Source organism: Rathayibacter sp. VKM Ac-2754 (genome assembly GCF_009807095.1).
Taxonomy (GTDB): Bacteria; Actinomycetota; Actinomycetes; order Actinomycetales; family Microbacteriaceae; genus Rathayibacter.
In genome coordinates this window covers 636314-649245 of record NZ_WUCC01000001.1, presented here as the reverse complement: position 1 = coordinate 649245, position 12932 = coordinate 636314, and the positions used below count along the sequence as shown (strand labels likewise).

Sequence of the window (12932 nt, the reverse complement as noted above, 5' to 3'; positions counted from 1 at the left end):
CTGGCCCGATGACCTCTCGGGTGCGCCTGCTGCTGGCGTCGTCGCATCCCGGGCCGACCGTCACCGTGACCGTGCTGGCGACCGTGATCGCCGTCGCCTCCGGCCACGCTCCCGGGATCGTGCTCCTCGTCGCGCTCGCCGTCGTCGCCGGGCAGCTGTCGATCGGCCTCGCGAACGACTGGATCGACGCCGACCGCGACCGGGCCGTGGGCCGCACCGACAAGCCGGTCGCGCTCGGGCGCATCAGCGTGGGCGAGGTGCGGGCGGCCGCCGTCGGCACCGCGGCGATCGCCGTCGTGCTCTCCCTCTTCCTCGGGCCGATCGCCGCTGCGGCGCACCTGGTGCTCGTCGGCGCGGGATGGGCCTACGACGCCGGGCTCAAGCGCACGGCCTTCTCGGTGGTGCCGTTCGTCGTCGCGTTCGGCCTGCTGCCGGTCGTCGCGGTCTCGGCGGGCGGCGACCAGCTGCCGGCCGCGTGGGCGATCGCGACCGGAGCGGTCTTCGGCGTCGCGATCCACTGCACGAACGTCCTGCCCGACCTCGTCGACGACGCGGCGACCGGCATCCGCGGGTTCCCGCACCGCCTCGGGCTCCGGCTGTCGGGCATCGTCGCGTTCGGCTCGCTCGTCATCGCGGCGGTGCTCGTGCTCGTCGGCCAGGTCGTCGGCGACGAGCCGGTGCGCGGCGGCGGAGTCGCCCTCGCGGTCGCCGGGACCGTGGTCGTGATCGTCCTCGCGGCCGTGGGCATCCGCCTGGTGCTGACGGGGCCGCCGAGCAGGACGCTGTTCCGGCTGGTGATCATCGCGTCGCTCGTGCTGGTGGTCGAGCTCGGCCTCTCGGGCGCACGCCTGGTGGCCTGAGAGCTCAGGACCAGCGCATCGCGTAGACGCGGGCGAGCAGATCCGCGGAGGGGAGCGCCAGCGCCGCCCGGAGCCCCGCCTCGCGACTCACGCGGGCGACGCCGCGAACCGGGCGCCCCAGCGCCATGTTCGCCTCCGCCTGGCGCGCCGCCCGGCGCGCGACGACCGTGCGGCGGCGGGCGAAGTCGGGCCACGGCCCGGCGGCACCACCGCGGACGGCGTCGGTGAGCAGGGGAGCGAGCTCGGCCGCGTCGAGCCAGCCGAGGTTCATGCCCTGGCCGCCGATCGGGCTGATCTCGTGGGCGGCGTCGCCGATCAGCACCACACGGCCGATCCCGATGCGGTCGGCGGTGCGGCGCCGGACGCCGAAGCCGCTGGTCATGGTGCAGGTCGCCGGATCCGGCTCGGCGCCGGTCCGCGAGCGCACGACGGCCGCGAGGGCCGCCGCTACCTGCGGATCCGCGCCCCCCGACGGATCCTCGAGCGGCTCGGCGCCCCGGAGCGCCACGTACCGGCGGCGCGCGCCCGGCAGCGGGAACGACTCCACGACGCCGTCGGGGCCGACGTCGACCAGGGCCGACGACTCCCGCGACGCCGGCTCCGGATCGGCGAAGTCGCCCATCACGTAGCGGTCGGCGTAGTCGCGGCCGCTGGTGCCGATCCCGAGCAGCTCCCGCACGGTGCTGCGCGCCCCGTCGGCGCCGACGACGAACGACGCGCGGATCGACACCGTCCCGCCGCCCTCCGAGGCGCCCGTGACGTCGACGTGGTCGCCGGAGCGCTGCAGGCCGGTGATCGCGACGCCGGTGCGCAGGGCGCCGGGGGAGGAGGCCCGCAGCCGGTCGCGCAGGATCGCCTCCGAGCGCGACTGGTCGAGCGTGACGACGTAGGGATGCGTGCTCGAGGCCCGCGCGAACGACAGCGTGCCGAGGGTGCGACCGCGGCTCCGGGCGACGCCCTCGCGCACGCGCACGCCCTCGGCGAGGATCGGATCCGCGGCACCCACGGCGGCCAGGGCGTCGAGCGACGGCGGGTGGATGCCGATCGCGCGCGACCCCGACGGCACGGCGGTCCGCTGCTCCCAGACCGTCACGTCGACGCCGTTCGCCGCGAGCAGGGCGCCGAGGAAGACCCCGACCGGTCCGCCGCCGACCACGAGCACGTCCGTCCGTGATGCCGTCATGGTCCCGAGCCTACGGAGCGGAGGCGGATCAGGACTCGGGTTGCGCTCGGCGCCACCAGCGTCGTCGAGTCGGCGGCGGAGGCGGGGCCGGGAGCGAGCGCGCCGCCCGCCGCTCGGACCATGCGGCCACCTCCGCCTCGACGTCGCGGAGCGCGGTCACGACGGGCGGTCCGCCGAGGAGCTGCCGACGCGCCTCGACGACGCGGCGGTTGAAGTCGACGAGCGCCGCGCGCACCTCGGACTCGCGGACGAGGCGGTCGAGCTCGCCGTCCAGCCGGCGGTCCTCGGCGCGGAGGAGGAACGCCGCGGGTCCGAGACCGGTGAGGTTCTCACGCTCGATCTTGCGGCGGATCCACCAGTCGGGATCGTGGCTCTCGCCGAGACCCTCGAGCGGCTTCCCCGCGCCGGGCAGCCCGTCGAACTCGCCGCGCCGGATCGCCTGCTGGATCGCGGTCTCGATGAAGGCCGCTCGTTCCTGGGCGTCCTCGGGGATCGACGGCGGGCGCTCCTCCTGCTCGGCCACCGCTGTCAGGCCTCCGCCGGGAAGCCCGGGAGCCCGTCGATGCTCCGCGCGTTGCGGGTCGCGCGGTACTCGGCCATGCCGTCCGGGCCCTTCTTCTCGGCCTGCAGGCGGAGGAGGTCGCGCTCGGCGGTCAGCTCCATCACCGGGACGCCCCAGCCGCACGCGTCGCTGATGCGGGTGAGTGCGACCGTGATGACGGCGCGGGTGCTGGGGTTCTCGGGGTGTTGCGCCACGACCTCGTCGAACTCGGGCGAGCCGGGCAGGTGGACGGAGCCGAGCCCGTGCAGCCGCACGATCCGCGGGCGGCTCCCGAAGGACGAGAACATCAGGCACACGCGCCCGTTCTCGCGGAGGTGCGCGATCGTCTCGACTCCGCTGCCGGTGTAGTCGACCCAGCCGACCCGGTGAGGCCCGAGGACCGAGAACGAGTCGAGGCCGCGCGGCGAGATGTTGACGTGACCCTCGGCTCCGAGCGGCGCGGTCGCGACGAACCACATCGGCTGCTCACGGATCCAGCTCGTCAGGTTCTCGTCGAGGGAGTCGAAGATCGCAGCCACCTCTCGAGGGTAGGACGTCGGAGTCGGCGAGCGGCAGTGTCAGGCCTGCGGCGGTGACTCGTCCCGCCGGCGGCCGAGCAGCAGGCCGGCGGAGAAGGCCAGCACGAGCGCTCCGAGCACCACGAGTGCTCCGGCGGTCGCGAGGCCGCGGGTGACGACGAAGGCGTCGGAGGGCGAGAACGTCGTCTCCGAGAGCGGCGCGTACGCGAACCAGCCGAAGCTGACGGCGCTCGGCGTCGTGACGCCGACGACCGCGCCGATCACGATGAGGGCGACGCCCGCCATCGGGAGGATCCAGTGCAGGAGCCGTCTCACGCGACGGCCTCGGGGACGGCGACTCGGCGCGCGCTGGTGAGCGGAGGGCGCCGGGAGCTCTGCACTCCGGCGATGAGGACGACTCCGAGGATCGCGATCATGAGCGGTTCGCCGAGCGAGAGCGCGGCCGTCGCGAGCGCGATGCCGGGAGTCGGCTCGTCGCGGGGCATCGTCTGCATCAGAGCGGAGCTCAGCGCGCCGAGGAGTAGGGCGCTGCCCGCGACGCGACGCCAGGTGCCGACGACGAGGCCGCTCGCGAGAGCGCCGATCGAGAGGGCGGCGATGCCGAGTGCCAGGAGCGCGGCGTCGGCCGCGACGGACGGGTCGAGGGCGAAGGGCAGCAGGCCGGAGTCGTGCGGCTGCCAGAGCCTCGCCGCCACCGCGAGCAGGATCCCGGACGGCACGCCCAGCCACCGCCAGACGCCTCCGCGACGGCTGACCGCGATGCCGACGAGGAGCCAGCCGAGCCCGGCGAGGGCGGTCAGAGCCAGAAGATCGAAGGCGGACGAGTCGGTGCGGAAGACGAGGGCGCCCCCCGCCGCCTGCACACGGTCGCCGCCGAACTCGACGGCGATCGCGAGCCCCCGGACGCCGCAGACGACGAGGATCAGCCCCGCGGCGGTCGTCAGCCGGTAGCCGCGACTCATGCGGGGAGGAACACCCCGGCCGCGCGGTCCTTCACCACCGAGCCGGCCGGCAGCACTCGGCCGCTCATCGCGATGTAGACCCCCGGCGGCAGCAGCTGGACGGCGGCGACGGCGGCGCCGAGGTTGAAGGCGGCGTCGCTGTCGCGCATCCGCGCGGGCTGCATCGCCCCGGTGAGGACGACCACGCGGTCGCGCACGGTCCCGATCGCCTCGGCCGACGCCGTCATGGTGTCGGTGCCGTGGGTGATCACGATGCGGTCCTCCTCAGCGCCGAGCACCCGCTCGCGCAGCAGCGCGCGGTCGGCGTCGTCGAGGTCGAGGCTGTCCTTCGCGAGGACCCGCTCGACGCGGAACTCGAGCGTCGACAGGACGGGCTCGAGCAGGCGCGGCGCGGTCGGCTCGCCGATCTCGAGCTCGCCCGCGAGCGAGTACTCCTTGTCGATCGTGCCGCCGGTGGTGAGGAGGAGGATGCGGTCTGTCACGCGCTCAGACTAGGACGAGCCTCGGACACCGGCGCGGGATCGCGCCTGCGGGCCGGCTGCCCGCTCCGAGCACGTTCGTGCGAAAACGCCCGGACGCCCGGGGCGCCTCCGCCGGGACCGCCACGATGGAAGCCATGTCGACTTCCGCGATCCCCGTCCTCCGCACCGGCGCCAAGGTGCTCCTCGGCTCCGCTCTCCTCTTCGCCGGGGTGAGCCACCTGACCCGGGCGAGGGAGGAGTTCCAGGCGCAGGTGCCCGAGTGGGTGCCGCTCGACAAGGACACCGTGGTGCTCGCCTCCGGAGTCGTCGAGATCGGCCTGGGCGCGTCGCTCGTGCTCGCGCGCCGCCGCGCCCCGCTGGCGGGAGCGGCCGCGGCGGCCTTCTTCACGGCGATCTTCCCGGGCAACATCTCGCAGTGGCTGACCCGCACGAGCGCCTTCGGCCTCGACACCGACCGCAAGCGCGCGGTCCGACTGCTGTTCCAGCCCGTGCTCGTGGCGTGGGCGCTGTGGTCGACGCGGCGGCCCCAGCGCTGATCCGCCGGGCGGGCGCTCAGGAGGCGGGGACGAGGTTCCAGCGGGCGGTCAGCAGCTCGAGCCCCCTGTCGAAGACCGCCGACCACGCCGTCTTGTCGTGGGCGCTGTCCGGGACCTCCATGTAGGTCGCGTCGATGCCCGCGGCCTTCGCGTCGGCGTAGAGCGTCTTGACGCCCGCGACGAACGAGGTGTCGTCCGCTCCCACTCCGAACAGGGCGAAGCTGTCGGCGTAGGGCGCGTTCTCCGCGAGGATGCTCGCAGGCTTGGCCGCCTCGTAGGCCGCCGCGCTGCCGCCGAAGCCCTCCTCGACGGTGGTCGCGTCGTCGCCGAGGGTCGGCGCGAGCTCTCCCGAGGCGACGATGATGTTGCCGAACAGCTGCGGGTAGCCCGCGCCGAGCTGGATCGCGCAGGTGCCGCCCTGCGAGAGGCCGCCGATCGCCCAGTCGCTCGCGTCGCTCTCGACCGGCAGGTGGCTGCGGATCCAGTTCGGCACGTCGACGGTGAGGTACGTCGCCGAGTTCCCCAGCGGGGAGTCGACGCACATCGGGTTCGCCGACGGGTCGCCGAGCTGATCGGGCGAGACCACGATCGGCGCGAGTCCGGCGTGCGCGGCGGCGTAGTCGTCGAGCGACTTCTGCAGGTTCTCGGTCGAGAGCGGATCGGAGGGGGAGCCCGGCTGCCCCGAGAGCATCACCATCACGGGCAGGAGCGGCGGGTCGTCGACGAGCGCGGCAGGGGGCAGGTAGACCACGGCGTCCCGGGCGGCGAACGTCGAGGTGGTGCCCGGGATGCTCACGGTCGAGACGGCGCCGACGGACGGCATCCCGGCGGGGGCGGTCCACTCCGCGAGACTGGGGTGGTCGCCGCTGGGGACGGCGATCGGATCGCTGATCGTCGGGTAGGGGCTGATGCCGAGCGCGCTGCGCACGGTCGGGTACTGCCCGAAGTCGATGTTCACGGTCATCGCCGCCGTCGCGATCACGAGCACGCCGACCCCGAGAGCGGCGACAGCCCGGCGCAGCCGCCGGGTGCCCAGCGCATGGAGCAGCACGACGGCGACCAGCAGCAGCCCGCCGAGACCGAGGCCGACCCAGACGCGGGTCACCGGGGTGAAGTCCACGCCGAACGGGCCGTCGGTGCCGTCGAGCAGGGCGGCGAGGGCGGCTCCGGCGAGGGTGCCGGTGACGAGGGCGGCGGCGGCGAGCACGAGGCGCCGGCGCCGGCCGTGGCGGTGGGCCCTGGCGAACGCGGTCGTCAGCAGGAGGAGGGAGAGCCCGGCGACCGCGTACACGCCGATCACGAGGGGGCCCGACACGAGGCTGAGCCCGAGGAGTGCGTTCATGCGTCGGTCCGGTCGTCGAGTCGTCGGAGCGCCGCGACCCGCGGCGACGGTCAGTCTCGTCCCGCTCTCTGGAGGAGATCTGGACGTTTCCTGGGGAGGATGCGGCGCACACTCCGCCGCTCAGCGCCATCCTCCTCCCCAGGCGCCGATTCTCCGACAGGCCCACAGACCCGGCGCAACCCCGCGCGCGGCCGCACCGGCCCGCCTAGCGTGGAAGAAGAAGACGCACCCTCACGAAGGAGCTCGACCCATGACGCAGAACCGCCGCCCCGCACCCCTTGGAGAGTCCGCATGAGCCGCGGTGTCGCGGTCGTCACCGGAGGCACGGCCGGTCTCGGCCGGGCGACGGTGCGCGAGCTCGCGTCGCGCGGGTGGGACGTCGCCGTGCTCGCACGCGGCGAGGACGGCCTCGCCGCCACGCTCGCCGAGATCGAGCAGGCCGGGCGGCGCGGGCTGGCGATCCCGACCGACGTCGCCGACCGCGAGGCCGTCGAGAGCGCGGCCGACCGCGTCGAGTCCGAGCTGGGCCCGATCGACCTGTGGGTGAACGACGCCATGGTCGGCGTCTTCGGCGAGTTCCTCTCGACCGAGCCCGCCGATTTCGAGCGCGCGGTGGCCGTCAACTTCTTCGGCTTCGTCAACGGCACGCGCGCCGCCCTGTCCCGGATGACGCCGCGCGACCGCGGCCACGTCATCCAGGTCGGCTCCGCGCTCGCGCACCGGGGCATCCCGCTCCAGGCCGCCTACTGCGCCTCCAAGTTCGGGGCACGCGGCTTCACCGAGTCGGTCACGGCCGAGCTCCTGCACTCCAAGAGCGCGGTCAGGCTGTCCGAGGTCGACATGCCGGCGCTCAACACGATCCAGTTCAACTGGGTCAAGTCGCAGCTGCCGCACCACCCGCAGCCGGTGCCGCCGATCTACGAGCCGGAGGTGGGGGCGATCGCGATCGCCGACGTCGCCGACAAGCCGCGCCGCCGCACCTGGGTCGGCGAGCCGACGGCCGGGACGATCCTCGGCGATCGCTTCGCCGGCGCGTTCATGGACTGGTTCCTCGCCCGCAGCGCCTTCGACGGCCAGCAGGCTCCCGACAAGAAGGAGCCGATGCTGCCCAACAACGTCTACGAGCCGGTCCCGGGCGACCACGGGGCGCGCGGGCTGTTCAGCGATCGCGCGCACACCATGACTCCGCAGATCTGGATGATCAGGCACCGCGCGATCAGCTACGCGGGCGCGGCCGTCGCCGTCGCCGCGGGCGCCGTCGGGGCCGTCGCGGCGCTGCGGAGGAAGTGAGCATGGTCGACGCCGTCGTGGTCGGAGCGGGGCCGAACGGGCTCGCCGCCGCCGTCACCCTCGCCAGGGCCGGGCTCTCGGTCACCGTGCTCGAGCGCAACGACACCATCGGCGGCGGTGCGCGCACGTCCGAGCTGACGCTGCCCGGGTTCCACCACGACGTCTGCTCGGCGGTGCACCCGATGGCGCTCGCCTCCGAGTTCTTCCGCCGCTTCGCGCTCGATCAGCGGATCGACCTCCGCGTCCCCGAGATCTCCTACGCGCACCCGCTCGACGACGGTCGGGCGGGCATCGCCTACCGCGACATCGAGCGGACGGCCGGGCGGCTCGGTCGCGACGGAGCGGCCTGGCGCTCGCTGATGGCTCCGCTCGCCGAGCGCGCCGATCGCGTCGCCGGCTTCACCAACGACGCACTGCTGCGCGTGCCGACCGACCCGGCGGTGATCCTCCGCTTCGGCCTGCGCGTGCTCGAGCAGGGGTCGCCGCTGTGGAACCTGCGCTTCAGCGAGGACGTGGCGCCGGCGATGCTCGCGGGCGTCGCGGCGCACGCGATCCGCCCGATGCCGAGCCTCTCGACGGCGGCGGCGGCCCTCGCGCTCGGCTCCTACGCGCACGCCCGCGGCTGGCCCGTGCCGATCGGAGGCAGCCAGGCCATCGTCGACGCGATGGCCGACGACCTCCGCGCCCACGGCGGCACGATCGAGACCGGGGTCGAGGTCACCTCGCTCGCGCAGCTGCCCTCGGCGAAGGCGGTGCTGCTCGATCTCACTCCCGACGCGCTGCTCGGCCTCGCGAGCGACCGGCTGCCGAGCGCCTACGCGAAGGCCCTCCGGCTGTTCCGCTACGGCAACGGAGTCGCGAAGGTCGACTTCGCGCTCGACGGACCGGTCCCGTGGACGAACCCCGAGGCCGCCCGGGCGGGCACGCTGCACGTCGGAGGCACGCGCGCCGAGATCGCCGCCGCCGAGCGCGACGTCGCCCAGGGCCGGCACAGCGAGAACCCCTACGTGCTCGTCGCGCAGCCCTCGCTCGCCGATCCGGGCCGGGCGCCCGCGGGCAAGCACGTCCTCTGGGCGTACACCCACGTGCCGCGGGACTCGCCGGCGCACCAGCGCGAGGCGATCACCGCGCAGATCGAGCGCTTCGCCCCCGGCTTCCGCGACCGGATCCTCGCCGCCTCCTCGATGACGGCGCGCGACATGCAGGCCTACAACCCCAACTACCTCGGGGGCGACATCGCCGCCGGGGCGGCCGGGGTCGCCCAGCTGATCTCGCGGCCCGTGCCCTCACCCGATCCGTGGCGCACCCCCGCGAAGGGCCTCTACCTCTGCTCGTCCTCGACCCCGCCCGGGCCGGGCGTGCACGGGATGGGCGGCTGGCACGCCGCCCGGAGCGCACTGCGTCACGAGTTCGGCATCCGGACGACGCCCGATCTGGCACCCTGAGGGAGGAGCACCCGCTCGCCGAGCGCAGTCGTCACGACCGTCTGCGCCGGGATCCTCACGACAAGGAGCCCGCGATGTCCCGCAACACCCGCGTCTTCCACTGCCCACCCGAGTACGTCTTCGCGGTCTTCGCGAACGGATGGCTCTTCCCCGGCTGGGTGGTGGGGTCGTCCAGGATGCGCGAGGTCGGCCGCGACTGGCCGCACGTCGGCTCGAAGCTGCACCACTCGTTCGGAGTCTGGCCGCTCGTCATCGACGACGAGACCACCGTGCTCGAGTGGGACCCGTCGCGCCGCTTCCTGATCCAGGCGGCCGGCTGGCCGATGGGCGAGGCGCGGGTGCTGCTCGAGGTCGAGGAGCACGCCCGCGGCTGCCGGGTGCGCATCCACGAGACCGCGGTGAAGGGGCCGGGGACGCTGATCCCCAAGCCGCTCCTGCACTCGTTCCTCTGGATCCGCAACATCGAGACCCTGAGGAGGCTCGCGCACATGGCCGAGGCGGGCGCCAACGGGCGCACCCTCGAGCCGGCCGCACTCGCCTCGCCGCGCGACCGCGAGGGAGTGCCGACGAAGAAGCGCGTCCTGCCCCGCCTGCTCGGCACGATCGCCTCGGTGGCGATCGGATCGCTCGCGTTCCGCGCGGCGATCGCCGCGGTCAGGCGCGCGCGCGACTAGCGCTCAGACGATCCGCTCGATGAGCCGCACGTGGTGCACCGCCACCCGGGTCGGCTCACCCGCGAAGGCGGCCTCGCGCTCGGGGGAGACCAGGTACACCGACTCGATCTCGGCGAACGCCGCGGCGTCGCCCGGGGCGCTGACGGCCCAGACGAACTCGTTCACCTCGCGGTCGGCGTAGGCGAACTCGATCCGGAATCCGTTCGCCTCCCGGGCCGGGACGATCTTCGCGCGGTACCAGGCGAGGAAGTCGTCCATCACCCCGTCCACCAGCTCGTAGCGGCGGAGTTGAATGGTCCGGGACTCGTCGTTGTCGCTCATGCGGTCGACGCTACCCGAGGCCCCCGCACACCCACCCACCAACGCCCGAGGAGGCACTCCCTGGATCCCCGCCGTCAACGCGCGATCGCCTTCCTCGTCGCGGGCTGCTTCTTCATGGAGAACCTCGACGCCACGATCGTCACCACCGCGGCCCCCGCGATCGGCGCCGACCTGGGCGTCGACTCCGCGGCCGTCGCCATCACCGTCACCGCGTTCCTCCTGACCGTCGCCGTCCTCATCCCCGCCTCGGGCTGGCTCAGCGAGCGCTTCGGGGTGCGCCGCGTCTTCACCCTCGCGATCGCGATCTTCACCGTCGCGTCGCTGCTCTGCGCGCTCAGCCCGACCCTGCCGCTGCTGGTGGCCGCGCGCGTGCTCCAGGGCGTCGGCGGGGCGCTGATGGTGCCGGTCGGCCGACTCGCGGTCCTGCGCGTGACTCCTCGGGAGGGGATCATCCGCGCCATCGCGATCCTCGTCTGGCCCGGTCTCGTCGCGCCGATCCTCGCGCCGTTCATCGGCGGTCTGCTGACCACCTACGCCTCCTGGCACTGGATCTTCCTGATCAACCTGCCGCTCGGCGTGGTCGCGTTCGTGATCGCGCGACGGATCATCCCGGCGACCGCCGAGGAGGCGCCGCCGCCGCTCGACGTCGTCGGCCTCGTGCTCGTCGCGATCGGCCTGGGCGCGCTGGTCGGCGCCTCCGGACTCGTCTCGGCCGACTCGATCGACCCGCTGGCGCTCGCCCTCGCGGTCGGAGGCGCAGCCGTCACCCTGGTCGCGGTCCGGCACCTGCTGCGCACGCCGCACCCGCTCGTGCGCCTCGACGCGTTCCGCTTCTCGACCTTCCGCGTCGCCAACGCCAGCGGATCGCTCTACCGCGCGACCATCAGCGCCGTGCCGTTCCTGCTGCCGCTGCTGTTCCAGGACGCCTTCGGCTGGGACGCGGTGCAGGCCGGGTCGGTGGTGCTGGCGCTGTTCGTCGGCAACCTCGCGATCAAGCCCGCGACGACGTGGCTGCTGCGCACCGCCGGGTTCCGCGCGGTGCTGGTCGTCTCGAACGTGGTCGGGGTCGCCTGCATGGCGGCGATGGCGTTCCTCACCACGGACGTCCCGATCGCGGCGATCGTCGCGCTTCTGGTGCTCAGCGGCGTCGCGCGGTCGGCGGGCTTCACCGCCTACAACACCGTCACCTTCGCCGAGGTCCCGCCCGAGGGGATGTCGGGCGCGAACACGCTGAGCGCGACGACGCAGCAGGTCGCCGCCGGCTTCGGAGTCGCCGCGGGCGGCATCGCGCTGGCCGTCGGGTCGGCCTTCGGCCCCGGCCTCGTGCCCTACCGGTTCGCGTTCCTGGCGATGGCCGCGCTCACCCTCGTGCCGCTGGTCGCCGCCGCCCGGCTGCCCCGTGACTCCGGGAGCGCTCTGACCGGGTGACCTGAGCGGATCAGAGGGCGCCCTGCGAAGGGGTGCCGGCGGGGATGGGGGCCAGTCGGACGATGCGCGGGGGCTCGGCCAGCAGGCCCTCGAGCGCCGCGTTCATCCGGGCGACGGGCTCGCCCGCGCCGTGGGTGTCGAGATCCTCGGCGGTGGTCCACTTCTCGATCATCACGACGGTGCCGTCGGGCGCGTGGTGGATCGAGTACAGCTCGCAGCCGGGCTCGGTGTGCACCTCGGCGATGCCGGCGCGGAGGGCGTCGACCATCCGGTCGAGGGCTCCCTCGGCGGGGGTGAAGACGACGTGGACGACGACGGGCTCGGTCATGGAGCTTCCTTCCAGAGGCGGTCCGCCCACCGTACCTCGAGGGGGTCAGCCCAGGCCCAGCGCTATCCCGTCGAGGATGTCGTGCGCGGTCGTCGTGACCGTGTCGAGCCCCGGAGACGCCGCCTGCGCCGCGCGCAGCACCTCGCCCCAGATCAGCGCCCCGGCCGCCAGCACGTCCTCGCGACCGCTCCGGACGTACGGCAGCGCCGCCGCCTCGGCGGGGGAGAGCGCGGCGAGCTCGTCGCAGGCGGCGAGCACCTCGGCGATCGGCAGGGTGGCCTCGAGCGCCGCACGGTCGTAGACCTCGAGACGGAGCACGTGCGCCGTGATCGTCAGCACGGTCGCCGCGACTCCGACGACGCTGCGGGCGGCAGCCAGGTCGACGGAGGAGGCGGCCAGCGCGGCCCGCACATCGCCGCGGATCGCCTCCCGCTCGGCCGCCGTCGGCGCGGCGGCCCGCCGGTGCCGCTCGGTCAGCCGGACGCTGCCGACGTCCATCGAGTGCGCCTGCTCGGGCGCTGCGCCGCCGAGGACCAGCTCGGTCGATCCGCCGCCGAGGTCGACGACGAGGACGGGCCGGGCGGAGTCGACGGCCGAGACGGCGCCGCGGAACGAGAGGGCCGCCTCCTCCTCGCCGCTGATCGTCTCGGGGCGGACCCCGATGATCTGCTCGACCTCGTCGAGGAACACGCCGCGGTCGGCGGCGTCGCGGGTCGCCGAGGTCGCGACGAAGCGGAGTCGCTCGGCGCCGGCCTCGCGCGCCAGCCCGGCGTACTCGCGGGTGACGGCGAGGGTGCGCTCGAGCGCCGCCGGGTCGAAGCGGCCGGTGCGGTCGACGCCGTGCCCGAGCCGCACGATCTCGGTGCGCCGCAGCACGTCGACGAGCGCACCGCCCTCGACGTCGGCGATCAGCAGGCGGAGGGAGTTCGTGCCGCAGTCGAACGCGGCGACGCGGGCGGGAGTGGGCATGAGCCCATTCAAGCGCCTGGCGACGGCGACGA

Annotated in this window: 16 protein-coding genes; 6 read left to right on the top strand and 10 right to left on the bottom strand. The window is 74.2% G+C overall.

Features of this window, described 5'->3' with window-relative positions; translation table 11 throughout:
• Window positions 1-8: 8 nt before the first annotated feature.
• Window positions 9-860, top strand: a complete 852-nt coding sequence (locus tag GRS92_RS03270; RefSeq protein WP_159853181.1) for a UbiA family prenyltransferase — start codon at window positions 9-11, stop codon at window positions 858-860.
• A 4-nt stretch (window positions 861-864) separates the two neighbouring features.
• Here GRS92_RS03270 and GRS92_RS03265 read toward each other — a convergent pair whose 3' ends face one another.
• Genes GRS92_RS03265 through GRS92_RS03240 form a run of 6 tightly spaced genes read right to left on the bottom strand, consistent with a single transcriptional unit; the run spans window position 865 to window position 4567 of the window.
• The gene (locus GRS92_RS03265; RefSeq protein WP_159853179.1) at window positions 865-2043 is read right to left on the bottom strand and encodes an FAD-dependent oxidoreductase; all 1179 of its coding nucleotides are present in this window, start codon (window positions 2041-2043) and stop codon (window positions 865-867) included.
• Window positions 2044-2071: 28 nt separating this feature from the next.
• On the bottom strand, window positions 2072-2575 hold the full coding sequence (locus GRS92_RS03260; protein WP_159853307.1) for a J-domain-containing protein: 504 nt from the start codon (window positions 2573-2575) through the stop codon (window positions 2072-2074).
• Complete coding sequence (locus GRS92_RS03255) at window positions 2572-3123, bottom strand: pyridoxamine 5'-phosphate oxidase family protein (RefSeq protein WP_159853177.1); 552 nt, start codon at window positions 3121-3123, stop codon at window positions 2572-2574. The genes GRS92_RS03260 and GRS92_RS03255 overlap by 4 nt, the downstream gene beginning before the upstream one ends.
• A 39-nt stretch (window positions 3124-3162) precedes the next feature.
• Window positions 3163-3438, bottom strand: coding sequence for a hypothetical protein (locus GRS92_RS03250; protein ID WP_159853175.1), 276 nt, complete (start codon window positions 3436-3438; stop codon window positions 3163-3165).
• Window positions 3435-4085 (bottom strand): hypothetical protein, encoded by a 651-nt coding sequence (locus GRS92_RS03245; protein ID WP_159853173.1) that lies wholly within the window; start codon window positions 4083-4085, stop codon window positions 3435-3437. Before GRS92_RS03245 ends, GRS92_RS03250 begins: the two co-directional genes overlap by 4 nt.
• Window positions 4082-4567, bottom strand: a complete 486-nt coding sequence (locus GRS92_RS03240; RefSeq protein WP_159853171.1) for an asparaginase domain-containing protein — start codon at window positions 4565-4567, stop codon at window positions 4082-4084. Before GRS92_RS03240 ends, GRS92_RS03245 begins: the two co-directional genes overlap by 4 nt.
• A 134-nt stretch (window positions 4568-4701) precedes the next feature.
• Between GRS92_RS03240 and GRS92_RS03235 the strand changes: the two genes are divergently transcribed.
• Window positions 4702-5103 carry a DoxX family protein gene (locus GRS92_RS03235; RefSeq protein ID WP_204162004.1) on the top strand — a complete coding sequence of 134 codons (402 nt, stop codon included), beginning with the start codon at window positions 4702-4704 and terminating at the stop codon, window positions 5101-5103.
• A gap of 16 nt (window positions 5104-5119) precedes the next feature.
• On the opposite strand, the gene GRS92_RS19105 is transcribed toward GRS92_RS03235, so the two are convergent.
• Window positions 5120-6445 carry an alpha/beta hydrolase gene (locus tag GRS92_RS19105; RefSeq protein WP_159853169.1) on the bottom strand — a complete coding sequence of 442 codons (1326 nt, stop codon included), beginning with the start codon at window positions 6443-6445 and terminating at the stop codon, window positions 5120-5122.
• A 291-nt stretch (window positions 6446-6736) separates the two neighbouring features.
• Between GRS92_RS19105 and GRS92_RS03225 the strand changes: the two genes are divergently transcribed.
• The 3 genes from GRS92_RS03225 (at window position 6737) to GRS92_RS03215 (ending at window position 9854) form a co-directional block, all read left to right on the top strand.
• Window positions 6737-7735, top strand: coding sequence for an SDR family oxidoreductase (locus GRS92_RS03225; RefSeq protein WP_159853168.1), 999 nt, complete (start codon window positions 6737-6739; stop codon window positions 7733-7735).
• A 2-nt stretch (window positions 7736-7737) separates the two neighbouring features.
• Window positions 7738-9180: a phytoene desaturase family protein gene (locus GRS92_RS03220; RefSeq protein ID WP_159853167.1), complete on the top strand. Its 1443-nt coding sequence runs from the start codon at window positions 7738-7740 to the stop codon at window positions 9178-9180.
• A gap of 74 nt (window positions 9181-9254) precedes the next feature.
• Window positions 9255-9854, top strand: a complete 600-nt coding sequence (locus tag GRS92_RS03215) for an SRPBCC family protein (protein ID WP_235021785.1) — start codon at window positions 9255-9257, stop codon at window positions 9852-9854.
• A 3-nt stretch (window positions 9855-9857) separates the two neighbouring features.
• On the opposite strand, the gene GRS92_RS03210 is transcribed toward GRS92_RS03215, so the two are convergent.
• Complete coding sequence (locus tag GRS92_RS03210; protein WP_159853166.1) at window positions 9858-10175, bottom strand: hypothetical protein; 318 nt, start codon at window positions 10173-10175, stop codon at window positions 9858-9860.
• On the opposite strand from GRS92_RS03210, the gene GRS92_RS03205 reads away from it, so the two are divergent.
• Entirely contained in the window at window positions 10143-11603 is a 1461-nt protein-coding gene (locus GRS92_RS03205) for an MFS transporter (protein WP_442966216.1), read from the top strand. The genes GRS92_RS03210 and GRS92_RS03205 overlap by 33 nt on opposite strands.
• Before the next feature lie 10 nt (window positions 11604-11613).
• Here the strand turns inward: GRS92_RS03205 and GRS92_RS03200 are convergent, their stop codons facing one another.
• Window positions 11614-11931, bottom strand: coding sequence for a putative quinol monooxygenase (locus GRS92_RS03200; RefSeq protein WP_159853164.1), 318 nt, complete (start codon window positions 11929-11931; stop codon window positions 11614-11616).
• Between the two features lie 45 nt (window positions 11932-11976).
• The gene (locus GRS92_RS03195; protein WP_159853163.1) at window positions 11977-12900 is read right to left on the bottom strand and encodes a Ppx/GppA phosphatase family protein; all 924 of its coding nucleotides are present in this window, start codon (window positions 12898-12900) and stop codon (window positions 11977-11979) included.
• Window positions 12901-12932 lie beyond the last annotated feature (32 nt).

Coding starts and splice junctions, on each gene's coding strand:
- GRS92_RS03270 (WP_159853181.1), top strand. CDS start 9: ATGACCTCTCGGGTGCGCCTGCTGCTGGCGTCGTCGCATCCCGGGCCG.
- GRS92_RS03265 (WP_159853179.1), bottom strand. CDS start 2,043: ATGACGGCATCACGGACGGACGTGCTCGTGGTCGGCGGCGGACCGGTC.
- GRS92_RS03245 (WP_159853173.1), bottom strand. CDS start 4,085: ATGAGTCGCGGCTACCGGCTGACGACCGCCGCGGGGCTGATCCTCGTC.
- GRS92_RS03235 (WP_204162004.1), top strand. CDS start 4,702: ATGTCGACTTCCGCGATCCCCGTCCTCCGCACCGGCGCCAAGGTGCTC.
- GRS92_RS19105 (WP_159853169.1), bottom strand. CDS start 6,445: ATGAACGCACTCCTCGGGCTCAGCCTCGTGTCGGGCCCCCTCGTGATC.
- GRS92_RS03225 (WP_159853168.1), top strand. CDS start 6,737: ATGAGCCGCGGTGTCGCGGTCGTCACCGGAGGCACGGCCGGTCTCGGC.
- GRS92_RS03220 (WP_159853167.1), top strand. CDS start 7,738: ATGGTCGACGCCGTCGTGGTCGGAGCGGGGCCGAACGGGCTCGCCGCC.
- GRS92_RS03215 (WP_235021785.1), top strand. CDS start 9,255: ATGTCCCGCAACACCCGCGTCTTCCACTGCCCACCCGAGTACGTCTTC.
- GRS92_RS03210 (WP_159853166.1), bottom strand. CDS start 10,175: ATGAGCGACAACGACGAGTCCCGGACCATTCAACTCCGCCGCTACGAG.
- GRS92_RS03200 (WP_159853164.1), bottom strand. CDS start 11,931: ATGACCGAGCCCGTCGTCGTCCACGTCGTCTTCACCCCCGCCGAGGGA.
- GRS92_RS03195 (WP_159853163.1), bottom strand. CDS start 12,900: ATGCCCACTCCCGCCCGCGTCGCCGCGTTCGACTGCGGCACGAACTCC.